The 12,765-nt window shown below is 68.0% G+C and carries 11 protein-coding genes; 6 read left to right on the plus strand and 5 right to left on the minus strand.

The genetic code is table 11. From position 1 onward, the window contains the following. The first annotated feature begins 101 nt into the window (after nucleotides 1–101). The 4 genes from ACREEF_RS04555 (at nucleotide 102) to ACREEF_RS04570 (ending at nucleotide 3,606) form a co-directional block, all read left to right on the plus strand. The gene (locus ACREEF_RS04555; RefSeq protein WP_431564425.1) at nucleotides 102–830 is read left to right on the plus strand and encodes an ABC transporter permease; all 729 of its coding nucleotides are present in this window, start codon (nucleotides 102–104) and stop codon (nucleotides 828–830) included. A gap of 162 nt (nucleotides 831–992) precedes the next feature. Beyond that, nucleotides 993–2,042: a chain-length determining protein gene (locus ACREEF_RS04560; RefSeq protein ID WP_431564426.1), complete on the plus strand. Its 1,050-nt coding sequence runs from the start codon at nucleotides 993–995 to the stop codon at nucleotides 2,040–2,042. After that, the gene (locus ACREEF_RS04565; protein WP_431564427.1) at nucleotides 2,042–2,722 is read left to right on the plus strand and encodes an ABC transporter ATP-binding protein; all 681 of its coding nucleotides are present in this window, start codon (nucleotides 2,042–2,044) and stop codon (nucleotides 2,720–2,722) included. Before ACREEF_RS04560 ends, ACREEF_RS04565 begins: the two co-directional genes overlap by 1 nt. Continuing rightward, on the plus strand, nucleotides 2,719–3,606 hold the full coding sequence (locus tag ACREEF_RS04570; RefSeq protein ID WP_431564428.1) for a hypothetical protein: 888 nt from the start codon (nucleotides 2,719–2,721) through the stop codon (nucleotides 3,604–3,606). Before ACREEF_RS04565 ends, ACREEF_RS04570 begins: the two co-directional genes overlap by 4 nt. Here the strand turns inward: ACREEF_RS04570 and ACREEF_RS04575 are convergent. From ACREEF_RS04575 to rfbC, 5 genes are read right to left on the minus strand one after another with little or no spacing between them, the layout of a single operon-like run. Then, nucleotides 3,599–4,465 (minus strand): FkbM family methyltransferase, encoded by an 867-nt coding sequence (locus ACREEF_RS04575; RefSeq protein ID WP_431564429.1) that lies wholly within the window; start codon nucleotides 4,463–4,465, stop codon nucleotides 3,599–3,601. The two genes, ACREEF_RS04570 and ACREEF_RS04575, sit on opposite strands and share 8 nt — an antisense overlap. Continuing rightward, nucleotides 4,462–5,358: a glucose-1-phosphate thymidylyltransferase RfbA gene (gene rfbA / locus ACREEF_RS04580; protein ID WP_431564430.1), complete on the minus strand. Its 897-nt coding sequence runs from the start codon at nucleotides 5,356–5,358 to the stop codon at nucleotides 4,462–4,464. The genes ACREEF_RS04575 and rfbA overlap by 4 nt, the downstream gene beginning before the upstream one ends. Beyond that, complete coding sequence (gene rfbD / locus ACREEF_RS04585; protein WP_431564431.1) at nucleotides 5,355–6,251, minus strand: dTDP-4-dehydrorhamnose reductase; 897 nt, start codon at nucleotides 6,249–6,251, stop codon at nucleotides 5,355–5,357. Before rfbD ends, rfbA begins: the two co-directional genes overlap by 4 nt. After that, nucleotides 6,244–7,302 (minus strand): dTDP-glucose 4,6-dehydratase, encoded by a 1,059-nt coding sequence (gene rfbB, locus ACREEF_RS04590; protein ID WP_431564432.1) that lies wholly within the window; start codon nucleotides 7,300–7,302, stop codon nucleotides 6,244–6,246. The genes rfbD and rfbB overlap by 8 nt, the downstream gene beginning before the upstream one ends. A 14-nt stretch (nucleotides 7,303–7,316) precedes the next feature. After that, nucleotides 7,317–7,892, minus strand: a complete 576-nt coding sequence (rfbC, locus tag ACREEF_RS04595; RefSeq protein ID WP_431564433.1) for a dTDP-4-dehydrorhamnose 3,5-epimerase — start codon at nucleotides 7,890–7,892, stop codon at nucleotides 7,317–7,319. A gap of 216 nt (nucleotides 7,893–8,108) precedes the next feature. Here rfbC and ACREEF_RS04600 point away from each other — a divergent pair, with 216 nt between their 5' ends. Both ACREEF_RS04600 and ACREEF_RS04605 read left to right on the plus strand, forming a co-directional pair. Beyond that, nucleotides 8,109–10,508, plus strand: a complete 2,400-nt coding sequence (locus ACREEF_RS04600) for a glycosyltransferase family 2 protein (RefSeq protein WP_431564434.1) — start codon at nucleotides 8,109–8,111, stop codon at nucleotides 10,506–10,508. Beyond that, on the plus strand, nucleotides 10,505–12,736 hold the full coding sequence (locus ACREEF_RS04605) for a glycosyltransferase (RefSeq protein WP_431564435.1): 2,232 nt from the start codon (nucleotides 10,505–10,507) through the stop codon (nucleotides 12,734–12,736). Before ACREEF_RS04600 ends, ACREEF_RS04605 begins: the two co-directional genes overlap by 4 nt. Nucleotides 12,737–12,765 lie beyond the last annotated feature (29 nt).

Genomic DNA, 12,765 nt, shown 5'->3' on the forward strand with positions numbered 1-12,765 from the left:
CGTTCATGGCCATGTCTCCAAGGCTCGCTCTCCTGCGGTTAGTTCGAAATATGGCGTCAATCAGCGCTTTAAGAGAGCACAGCGATATCGTCGGCGCCCTGATGCTGCGTGAGATCATCACGCGCTACGGACGTAGAGGGCTGGGCTTTTTCTGGCTGATCGGCGAACCGTTGTTGTTCACCTTCGGGGTGATGCTGATCTGGTCGACCATCAAGGCGCCATATCAACACGGGCTCGGCGTCGCGCCCTTCGTCATGACCGGCTATATGTCGCTGATCATGTTCCGGCACCTGGTGTCCTACAGCATGGGCGCCATCTCGGCGAACGTGGGCGTGCTGTATCACCAGAAGGTCAAGATCCTTCACCTCTATCTCGCCCGATACGCCCTGGAGTTCGCGGGCGCGACCCTGGCGCTCGCTGTGGTCTATACGGTCCTGTATCTGGGCGGTCTGGTCGATCTTCCGCATGATCTCGGCCTGATCTACTGGGGCTGGTTCTGCCTGTTTCTTTTCGGTTGCGGCGCGGCCATGGTGCTCAGCGCCCTGGCGATGGAATTCGACGTGCTCGAGCGCCTGGTGCCGGTGATGATGTACGGAATGCTGCCGTTTTCGGGCGTCTTCATCATGGCGGCGTGGGTGCCCGAGAAATACCGTGACGTCTATATGGCCTTCCCCATGCCGCACGCGATCGAGATGGTCCGGGCCGGTGTGTTTGGCGAGTTCATCGAGACGCACTATGACCCCTTCTATCCCCTGTTCTGGGGGGGCGTCCTGATCGCCTTCGGTCTGCTGCTCATTGCGCGGGCCAAGGAACATATCGATGCTGAATAGACATGACGGCGCCGCAGCCAGCGGAACCAGTACGAGGCCTGGATGAGCGACTCACGCATTACGTTTCTGGGCCCGATCAGCGGGCGCGGTTCCGGCGCCAGGCAAGGCGTCGGGCGGACCCTGGCGCAGCGCATTCCCGTACCCTTCCTGCTGGTGGTCGTCGTGCCGACGCTGCTGACGGCCATCTACTATCTGGCGTTCGCCACGCCGCGCTACGTGTCGGAGGCCCGTTTCATCGTCCGCGCGGCGTCGCAGGAGCAGCCTTCGGCGCTGGGCGTGGCGCTGCAGGGCGTTGGCCTGTCCGCCAGCGCCACGGATTCCTTCGCCGTCCATGAGTATATCCGCTCGCGCGACGCCCTCGCCGCGCTGGAGCCGAAGATCGACGTGGCGAAAATGCTCGCGCCGGCCGGCGCCGACCTCATGTCGCGCCATCCGCGTCCCTGGGAGGGCGAAACCAAGGAGAGCCTCTACAAGGGGCTGCAGCGCTTCGTCACCGTGGGCTACGAGACCTCAACGGGCATCAGCACCCTGCGGGTAGAGAGCTTCCGCGCGCAGGACTCGCAGAAACTGGCGGCTGCGCTGTTGGATAGCGGCGAAGAACTGGTCAACAAGCTGAACGAGCGGTCGTCGGCCAGCGCCGTGATCGACGCCGAGCGCACCAAGCTGGAGGCGGAGACCCGTCTGCGCGACATCCAGGTTCGCCTGACCGCCTTCCGCAACCGCGAGGGCATGGTCGATCCGACCCTGTCGGCGACCGAGAATTCGGCGCTGATCGGCGAATTGCTGTCGGGCATCGCTACGCTTGAGGCGGAGCGGTCGCAGCTGGCGGCCCAGGCGCCCAACAGCCCGCAACTGCCGATTCTCGACGGCCGCCTGGCGGCTTTCCGCCGGCAACTGGCCGAGGAAAGGGCGAAGATCGCCGGCGGCGCAGGTTCGCTGGCCACCAAGTTCAGCGAGTATGAAACCTTGGCCGCCGAGCGCACGCTGGCCGAGCGCGCGATGGCGGCGGCGAGCACCGCACTGGACACCGCACGCGTCGACGCACGCCGACAGAAGCTCTATCTTGAGCGCATCGTCAGCCCGAGCGTGGCGGACAAGGCCACCGAGCCCAACCGTCTGCGCGCCATCCTGATAGTGCTGATCTCGACCTTGCTGATCTACGGCATCGGCTGGCTGGTGTGGGCGGGTCTGCGGGAACACAGGCAGCTCTGATGGACACCCCAGCCCAGACGGTGGGCCTGGAGGTCGTCAACCTGACGAAAACCTACACCACCACGCCAGGCGCGCGTCCCCTGTTCACCGATCTCAATTTCCAGCTGGAACGTGGCGCGCGTTTCGCCGTCCTCGGACGGAACGGGCAAGGCAAGTCGACGCTGATCAAGATCCTCGGCGGCGCGCTCGCCCCCACTTCGGGGCGCGTCAACTGGCGCATGACGGCGTCGTGGCCGATCGGCTTCGGCGGCGGTTTTCAGGGCAGTCTGACGGGGCTGGACAACATCCGCTTCCTGTCGCGGATCTACAACCGCGACTATCATGAGTTGTTGCAGCGTATCGACGATTTCGCGGAACTGGGCCGCAAGCTGGCTCAGCCGGTGAAGCACTATTCGTCAGGAATGCGGTCGCGTCTGGCTTTCGGACTGTCGCTGGCGATCGACTTCGACTGCTATCTGGTGGACGAAGTGGTCGCGGTGGGCGACGCGCGCTTCCAGCGCCGCTGCAAGGAAGAGCTGTTCGAGCGCCGCGGGGACCGGTCCTTCATCATGGCCTCGCACGATACCAAGCTGGTCAGCGAGACCTGCGATCGCGCTCTCATCATCGAAGGCGGCAAGGTCAAGATGTTCGACGATATCGACGAGGCCGTCGACATCTATTCCTGGTTGAGGGCTGCGTGAGCGACGTGCGTGTTGTGGGTGTGGTCACCCTGCCGGGCCCTCATGAAGCGCGCTGGCGAAGCGCTCTGGTTCAGGCCGCCAAGGCCAAGGGCTGGGCGGCGACCAAGGACGGCGGTGATCGCGACGTGTCCGCCGCCGGTCAGCTGATCTTCATGCGCGACATCGACGATGCCCGACTAGCCGAGACCGACGCTCTGGTGGTCGTCTCGGCCTCGCCCGACGAGGTGTTCGAGGCGGCGCGGCAACGGCATTCCGACGATCCACGCCAGGCGCTCCGCCGCGCCGCCAGCCAGTTCAGCGCGGCCTGTCGCCTGATCGAGAACCATGCGGTCGTGATCGACGGCGCGGCGAGCGAAGCCGACCTTCCCGGCCTTGGGCGCGTCGCTTCGGGGGCGGAAGAAGTGCGAGCGGCCGTCGCGCTCGATCCTGCCAATCCCCTCGCCATTTATGGCGCCTTGCCGCCGAGAATCGGCGCGACGGCGGCCTGGTCGCCGGATCTGTTCAGCTACACCCGCGGCGTCGAGCACGAGGGCGGAACGGCCGATATCGACATCAGCGGCCGGGCGCGGATTCTGGTGCACGGACCCTATTTCCAGCTGCCCCCGGGGGCGTGGCGCGTCACGGCGCGCTTTACGGTCGAGCCGGACGACGACGCCTTCCTGATGTTCCAGTGGGGCGCCGCGGCGGGCGTCACGACCTGCTACGGCGCCTTCGACACGCCGGGCGTCTATGAGGTCGTGCTGGATCGAGTCTGGGAGCGGCCCGGCAATGCGGAATTGCGCGTCTGGGCCGAGCGAGGCCACCTCTTTGGAAAGATGACCTGGCTCGGCTGCCATGTCGAACGGCTGCCCGACGACGCGGTGATCGCGGCTTCGCCTATTTAGGTTCGAAGTAGAGGATCCAGTCCTCGGTGCGTTCGGGCTTCAGCACTTCCTCACGCGACACGGGCTCCGCCTGGCAGTTGAAGCCGACGGCGCGCAAGTTTCCGTAGAGATTGATCAGACGGTCGATCAGCAGTTCCGGAGCCGCGCACCGGTTGGCGTTGAACTCCAGCAACAGGCGCGGGCGATCGCGCTTCAGCACGCGGGTCAGGCCGGCGAGGGCGGCTTCTTCGGCGCCCTCCACGTCGATCTTGATGAAGTCCACCCGGTTCCAGCGCTTGACGATGGAGTCGATCCGCCCAGCCTTGACCTTGACGTGATCGGGTTGGGAGAGGTCGCCGCCCGGCACCACGCGCGCATTCTTGGGTTCGGTCGGGGGGGCGTGGAAGACTAGCGAGCCGCCATCCTCGGCGGCGGCGGCCATTTCAGTCACGGTCACGCGGCTGCTGAAGCCGTTCACATCGACCGAGCGGCGCAGCAGTTCGGCCGTGCGCGGATGGGGCTCGATGGCCGCGACCTGTCCCTCGGGGCCGACCAGGTCGGCGAACAGGACGGTGTAGTAGCCGTGGTTGGCGCCCACATCGATGACGTTCATGCCGCGCTTGATGATGCGGGCCATGAAGACGGTCAGCCAGCTCTCCCACAGTCCGTCCAGCAGGACGTGCGCGCCAAAGCCGACGTCGGTCGTTGCGATGTACATCTTGTAGCGCCCCAGGACGCGGCCAAGGGCCACGTGGTCGCCGACATAGACCGAGTGCGCCAGGCGGCGCGCGTGGTTCTCCAGCGTCCAGCGGTCCATCTCGCTGATATGGTTGGCGCCGAGCAGGGCGCCGTCCGGGACGTGGTTCTTGTTGAACTTCATGAATTCGGGGTTCCGGTGGGCGAAGGCGCGGCGGCCAGCAGGCGGTGCAGATACCGCCCGTAGTCGCTCTTGCCATAGGCTTTCGCAATACGCTCGACCTGGTCGGCGTCGATAAAGCCTTGATGCAGGGCGATTTCCTCGGGGCAGGCGATCTTGAACCCCTGCCGGCGTTCGAGCGTGCGTACGAACTCGGCCGCTTCGAGCAGGCTGTCGGGCGTGCCGGTGTCGAGCCAGGCGAAGCCTCGGCCCATCATCTCGACCGACAGGGACTGACGCTCCAGATAGACGCGGTTGACGTCGGTGATCTCTAGTTCGCCGCGCGGCGACGGCTTCAGGTCGGCGGCGATGTCGACCACGGTCTGGTCGTAGAAGTAGAGCCCGGTCACCGCCCAGTCGGACTTGGGTGCGGCGGGCTTTTCTTCGATGGAGAGCGCCTTCATCCCGGCATCGAATTCCACCACGCCGTACCGCTGGGGGTCCGTGACGTGGTAGGCGAAGACCGTCGCGCCTTCGGGACGGGTCATGGCCTGGGTGAACAGGTCGGTGATCCCGTGGCCGTAGAAGATGTTGTCGCCGAGGATCAGGGCCGACGACGAACCGGCCACGAAGTCCGCGCCGATGATATAGGCCTGGGCCAGGCCGTCCGGGCTGGGCTGTTCGGCGTATTCCAGGCCGAGGCCCCATTGCGAGCCGTCGCCCAGAAGGCGCTGGAAGGCCGGCAGGTCATGCGGGGTGGAGATGATCAGGATCTCGCGAATGCCCGCCAGCATCAGCGTCGACAGGGGATAGAAGATCATCGGCTTGTCGTAGACAGGCATCAGTTGCTTCGACACCACCTGGGTCATCGGGTGCAGGCGCGTGCCTGAGCCGCCGGCCAGAATAATCCCCTTCATCGCACCGTCTCCCCTTCCAATTCCTTGAGTACGTCCCGCATGGCTTCTTCCCACGGCCGGGGCTGAACGCCGAAGTCGCGGGTGATCCTCGCCGTGGACAGGCGCGAGTTGGCTGGACGATGGGCGCGCGTGGGATAGTCGGCCGTCGTGATGGCCTCGACCGTCGGAGCGGCGAAACCGGTCTGCTCGGCGAAGATGCGCGTGGCGAATTCGTGCCAGGTCGCTTCGCCGGCGTTGACGAAATGATAGACCCCGGTCGGCGCGGCCGCGTCGTCCATCAGCCGCAGGGCGACGGCGGCCAGGGCCTCTGCGATGTCGGCGGCCGAAGTGGGACAGCCCTTCTGGTCCGCCACCACCCGCAAGGTCGGGTTCTGCGCCCCGACCCGCAGCATGGTCTTGAGGAAGTTGGCGCGGTGGGCGCTGAACACCCAGGCCGTGCGCAGGACGACGGACCGGGGGTTGCCCGAGCGCACGGCCAGTTCGCCCGCCAGCTTGGAGGCGCCGTAGACGCCCAGCGGCCCAACCGGGTCGTTTTCATCATAGGCGTCCGGCGAAGCGCCGTCGAAGACGTAGTCGGTCGAGACGTGGATCAACGGAACGCCCGCGCGTTGCGTCGCTTCCGCCAGCAGGGCCGGGCCGACGGCATTGACGGCGAAGGCGGCGGCCACGTCGTCCTCGGCCTTGTCCACGGCCGTATAGGCCGCCGGATTGATGACGGCTGCGAAGGGCGTGCGCGCGAACAGCCGGGCGATGGAGTCCGCGTCGGTCAGGTCCAGGTCGTCGCGTTCGGGGGCGTGCAGACGCACGTCGTCCGGCCAGCGGGCGCGCATCAGCTCCAGGCCGACCTGGCCCGCGCCGCCGGTCACGAGGATATGCCGCACCGGATCAGCCATGGGCCGCGCCCAGGCGCTGGGTGGCGTAGCGGCCGTCCAGAATGGCCTGCCACCAGTCGCGGTTCTCCAGATACCAGCGCACGGTGGCCTCGATCCCGTCCTCGAAGCCGTGCTGCGGCTCCCAGCCCAGTTCGTCGCGGATGCGCGAGGAGTCGATGGCGTAGCGCTGATCGTGGCCTGGCCGGTCGGCGACGAAGGTGATCTGTTCGGCGTAGGGCTTGCCGGACGGCGAGGGCGACAGCCGGTCCAGCGCGGCGCAGATGGCCTGGACCACGTCGATGTTGCGGCGTTCGGCGTTGCCGCCGACATTATAAGTGCTGCCTGGCGCGCCGCGCTCGAACACGGTGCGCAGGGCGCGGGCGTGGTCCTCGACATAGAGCCAGTCGCGCACGTTGGACCCGTCGCCGTAGACCGGCAGGTTTTCGCCCGCCAGGGCGCGGATGATGATCAGGGGAATCAGCTTCTCGGGGAAGTGGTGCGGCCCGTAGTTGTTCGAGCAGTTGGTCACCAGGACCGGCAGGCCGTAGGTGTGCCCCCAGGCGCGCACCAGATGGTCGGACGCCGCCTTGGACGCCGAATAGGGCGAGCGCGGATCATAGGCCGTCGTTTCGGTGAACAGGCCCGTCTCATCGAGTGAGCCGAACACCTCGTCCGTCGAGATGTGATGGAAGCGGAAGACCGCCTGCTTTTCCGGCGACAGGCTGCGGTAATAGCCCAGCGCCTGCTGCAGCAGGGCGAAGGTGCCGACGATGTTGGTCTGGATGAAATCGCCGGGGCCGTCGATGGAGCGATCGACGTGGCTCTCGGCCGCCAGGTGGGCGATGACCTGCGGGCGGAAGCGCCTCAGCGCCTCGCCGACCGCGACCGGATCGGCGATGTCGGCCTGGACGAACTGGTAACGGTTGCTACCGGTGACGGGCTCCAGCGAGGACAGAAGTCCGGCGTAGGTCAGCTTGTCGAGGACCAGGACCTCGTGGTCGCTGTCGTGAATGAGGTGCCGGACCAGGGCCGAGCCGATGAAGCCGGCGCCGCCGGTGACCAGGATGCGCATGAAAACTCCGGCGATCAGGCGGGGATGATGAGCGGCGCCAGGGGGCGGCCGTCGTACTCGAAGGGGCTGTCGAATTCGGCCAGGGTCGGCAGGGCCTCGTCCTTGTCCGACAGGACGGGGCCGGTCGCGGGCAGGGGCCAGTCGATAGCGATGGTCGGATCGTTCCAGATCACGCCGCCGTCGCAATCAGGCGCGTAGACGTCAGACACCTTGTAGGCGATCTCTGCGTCCGGCGTCAGGGTGACGAAGGCATGGCCAAAGCCGACCGGGATGAACAGCTGGCGGCCGTTATCCTCGCTGAGTTCGGCGGCGACGTGACGGCCATAGGTGGGGGAACCGCGCCGCAAATCGACGGCGTAGTCCATGACCGACCCCCGCAGACAGCGGACCAGCTTGGCCTGGGCGTGGGGGGGGCGCTGGAAATGGATGCCGCGAATCGTGCCGACGAAGGTCGAGCGCGACTGATTGTCCTGAACGAAGCGGCAGGTGACGCCCGCGGCGGCCAATTTGGCCTCGGAATAGGTTTCGGCGAACCAGCCGCGGCTGTCGCCAAAGCGTCGCGTTTCCAGCAGCTTCACATCAGAAGTCATGGGCCATCCTTGATCGGGAGACGAGCTTTTTAGCCGAGTTCGACCTAATGACCATCCGGGGATTCGCGTTCGGGGCGTGTTAGAGCGACATGAACGCGGTTCGCGACGATCGACGTGATATTCAACGGGGCGGGACCGCCCGGAGCAGAGATGGCAGGAAGTCCGCTTAAGCGCCTGAAGCGCGCGCTGCGACGCGTGACGGGGGATCGCACGGCCTTGCTGCGGCGCACCGCCGACGCCGCGCGGGACCGGGGCGACTGGCGTGAGGCCGTTTTCGCGTATCGCGGCTATTTGACGCGACGACCGTCCGACGGCCGGATATGGATCCAGCTGGGCCATGCGCTGAAGGAGGGGGACGATCTGGCCGGGGCGGCCGACGCCTACGCGCGGGCCGGCGCCGTTCTGGGTGAGACGGACGCCGACCTCTTGCTCAGCCAGGGGCGGCTGGCCCGGCTGCGAGGGGATGAGGCGACGGCCGTCGCCCGGCTTGTCGCCAGCCTGCGGCAGGATCGAAACAGTCCCGCGGCGGCCGACCTGTTCGACGAAGCGGGATCGCCCGGCTTCGCCCGATGGGCCGTCAGTCACGACTGGCGACCGGTCGGCCGGGTCGAGCACGCCGCCACGGGAGCGGCCGTCGGCTGGCTGGCGGGTGCGGGCGGGACGGTCGAATTCCGTCAGGCGGGGTGCGTGATAGGCACGGCGGCTGCCGACCTTCCGCGGCCGGACCTGGCGCGGGCTGGGCTGACCGACGGCGCAGGCGGTTTCAGCTTCTCGCTGAGCGGGCTGCGTCCGCATCCCGAGACCGGCTGGAGCGTCGAGGCGGTGTCCCAGACGACGGGCGAGCCCCTGCTCGGTTCGCCCTTCGACGCCGCTCCGCCGCTGGCAGTGCAGGCCTGGCTGTCGCGGCCGACGCCTGCCGTTGCGACGAATCCGGGCGATCCGGTCCTGAGCCTGATCATGCCGGTGCACGATCCCCGACCCGAATGGCTGGCGGAGGCCCTTGCCAGCGTGGCGGCCCAGACGAGCAGCGCCTGGGAGCTGGTCTGTATCGACGACGGATCGTCGGACCCCGAGGTGAGGGCGCTTCTGGCCGTGGCCGCGGCGCGCGATGCGCGCGTCCGGCTGACGACCCTGTCGCCGGGGCGGGGGGTGGCCGGCGCCACCAACGCAGGTCTGGCCGAGGCGACGGGAGACTGGGTCGCCTTCATGGATCATGACGACGTGCTGGAGCCGGAGGCGGTCGCCCGTCTGATGGAGGCCGCCGCCCTGGGACCCGATCTGGTCTATTCGGACGAGGTCCTGACCCATGAGGAAGCCGACGCGCTCAAGCATTTCGCGCTGCGACCGGCCTTCTCGCACGACTACTATCTGTCCCATCCCTATTTCGTGCACATGGTCGCGGCGCCTTTGGCGGCGGTGAGGGCGGTCGAAGGACTGGACGAGACCCTGCCGATCTCGGCCGACGTCGATCTGATCCTGAGGCTGCTGGAACGGTCGCGGACGGTCGCCCATGTCCCGGCCGTCCTCTATCGCTGGCGCACCCATTCGGGCAGCGAGGGCCATCGCGCACGCGATCAGGTGACGGCGGCGACCCAGGCGGCGATCAATGCGCACCTGGCGCGCCTGGGGTCGTCGGGGCGGGCGAGCCCCGGTGCGACGTTCAACACCTTCCGTATCGACTGGCCCGACGACGGGGCCGAGGTCCTGGCGATCATCCCCACGCGCAATCGCGGCGACCTGCTGCGCCAGTGCGTCGAATCGCTGGAACGCACCACGCCGACAGGCCGGGTCCGACTGCTGGTCATCGACCATGAGTCCGATGACGCCGACACGCGGGCCTATCTAGCCGAACTCGCCAGCCGCGCGATCATCATGCCCTATGAGGGGCCGTTCAATTTCGCGCGCATGAACAACGAGGCGGTGCGTCGCCATGCCCGGCCCGGCCAGCGGCTGCTGTTTCTCAACAACGACATCGAGGCGCTGGACGCCGGCTGGATCGAGCGGCTGGCCAGTCTGGTCGCGCGGCCTGAGGTGGGCGTCGCGGGCGCGACCCTGCTGTATCCCGATCGGAGAATTCAGCACGCGGGCGTGGTCCTGGGCCTGGGCGGATACGCCGAACATATCCACAAGTTCGCTCCCTTCGAGCGCGGCGGCGCCCGCAACTCCGGACCGGACTGCAGTCTGGTCGCGACGCGGGAATTCTCCGCCGTGACGGCGGCCTGCATGATGATGCGTCACGATGTGTTCGAGGCGGTCGGCGGTTTCGACGAGACCTTCGAGGTCGGCTTCAACGACACCGACCTGTGCCTGCGGGTCGGCGCGGCGGGCTATCGGGTGCTGAACGACGGCCAGACCGTGCTGCTGCATCATGAATCCGCCACCCGCCGAGGCACGGACCAAGTCCGCCATCCCGAGGACGCGGCGCGACTGCAGGCGCGATGGGGCGAGATGCTGACGGCCGGCGATCCCTTCTACAATCCGCTGATGTCGATGGATCCGGCTGCGCCCGAGCAAACCCGTCTATGCGAAACGACCTCGCCCCGGCTACGCTTGGGGCCGGGAGCCGCGTGGAGCGTCGGCGAGCTCGAACGGAAACAGGGAGAGGGGCGGCGATGATCGACCGGTTCAAGCGCGCGCTGGCCGAATTCCGCAAGCCGTCGCCGGCGTCTGAGGCCGCCCTGGCGCGCAGCCGCCGGATCATGGCGCGCGAGGCTCTGTCGGCCGGCAACGCCGCGCGCGACGACGAGGACTGGGCGGCGGCGGCGCGCTTTTACGCCGACTATCTCTCCCAGAAGCCGGACGCCGCGCCGATCCACGTCCAGCTCGGCAATATGCTAGCTCAGACGGGCGATGCGTCGGGCGCAGAGCGGGCCTATCGGCAGGCCCTGACCCTGGCGCCGGATGCGGACGGCTGGTTGCAACTGGGCCGGGTTCTGGCGTCAGGCGGGCGACGCGCGGAAGCGATCGAGGCCTTCGTCGAGGTCGGGCGTCTGGCGCCCGGAAACGCCGATGTCCGCACGGAACTGGCGGCCATCGGCGCGCCCGAACTGGCGGCCGACAACGACAGGCCCCGGTCGGCTCATGTCCGCGATCTGGCTCTCGTCGGCGGACGGTTGGAGCATACGCTGGACACCCTGCGCGATTGGCTGGCGGTCTCGACCTATCCTCTGGACGCCTATGATGCCTTTCGGCGCAATTTTCCTATCACGCCGCCGCCGCGCCGCACGGCGGCGGCCGTCACGGTCGTGGTCGATGCCCTGCACGCCAGTCCGGCCCGGATCCGCGCCTCCCTTCTGGCCCTGAAGGACCAGAGCCAGACCGAGTGGCGCGCCCTGGTTTTGGCTTCGGCCGCGACGCTGGATCATCCCGTGGCCTCCCTGGCTCTGGCCGATGATCGGATCCGTTTCGCCGCCCTGGAAGCGGTCGCGGCTCCGGCCGGCGCGGTCTTGAGCATCACGGCTGGCGTGGTGCTGCATCCCGAGGCCCTGGCCTGGTTCGCCTTCGCCCAGACGCGGACCGAGGCCGCCGCCGTCTATTGCGATCAGGACCGCATCGTCGAGCATTGGCGCCACGGCCGACGCCATCTGGATCCGGTGCTTCATTCCATGCCTGACCGCGAGGATTTGCGCACCAGCGCGGCGCCGCCCGAGGCCGTCCTGTTTACAGCGCCGACGGCGGGCGCAGACCTGTTCGCAGCCCTGATTCGCCGGAATGACGATCCCGCCGCCGGCGCGGCGGCGCGCCGCGACCAGTTGCTGGCGATGGTGGAGCGCGTGCCCGTGGCCCACCTGCCGCGAATCCTCGCCAGCGTGTCCGAACTGCCCGACGGCGCGGGCCAGGGTCTGAGACCCGAGGACGAGGCGGCGGGGGGGCTGGTAGCGCCGGCGCCGCTGACGGCCGATCCGGAAGGGGTGGCGCCGGACTGGAGCCTGGCGGTCATCGTGCCGACGCGCGACGAGGCCGCCATGCTGGAGGCCTGCGTCCGCAGCCTGTTCGACAAGGCGACGCGTCCTGAACGGCTGACCGTGGTCATCGCCGACAACCGCAGCCGCGAGGCGGAGACGGCGCGCGTTCTGGCGGACCTGGCGGCGCGCTTCAACGTCGTGACCGTGCCGGTGGACGAACCGTTCAACTGGTCGCGCATCAATAATCTGCTGGCGGCGGAGCGGGGCGAGGACCTGCTGGTCTTCGCCAACAACGACACGGTGATGCTGACGGAGGGCTGGGACGAGATCGTCCGCCGCCGGGCCGCCGCCGACGGCGCGGGCCTGGTGGGCGCCCGGTTGTTGTATCCCGACGGGACCGTCCAGCACGGGGGCATGGTGCTGGGTGCGGGTGAGGGCACGCCGCTTCACGAGGGCGTGGGGGCGGCGGGGCCTGAACGCGGTCCGGCGGGGCGCTGGAGCCGCAGCCGCTCGGCGGCGGCGGTCACCGGGGCCTTCATGGCCGTGCGCCGTGAGGTGTTCGAACTGGCCGGGGGCTTCGACGCGGCGGCCCTGGCCATAGGCTACAACGACGTCGATTTCTGCCTGCGGGTCCGTCGATTGGGGCTGCGGGTGGTGTTCGCGGGCGACGTGGAGCTGGTCCACCATGAATCGAAGACGCGCGGGCGCAATGAATCGCGCGCCCGGATCGCCTGGGACCGGGGCGAATTGCGCAGCCTGTATGAGGCGTGGGGCGAGGCCCTGACGTTTGATCCCGGCCACAATCCGCACTGGGCCTCGGCCGGTCATGCGGTGTTCGACGGGTTCCAGGAGCCGACGCCGAGGCGCGTGCTGCGCCATCTGGACCTGAGCGCGCGCCTGCGGCCGTGGTCGCCGCCCGATCCGGAGCCGGCGGCCTGACGCTCTCGTCCGCGCGGCGGCCGTCGGCC

This window comes from Brevundimonas sp. (assembly GCF_050729455.1).
Classification (GTDB): domain Bacteria; phylum Pseudomonadota; class Alphaproteobacteria; order Caulobacterales; family Caulobacteraceae; genus Brevundimonas.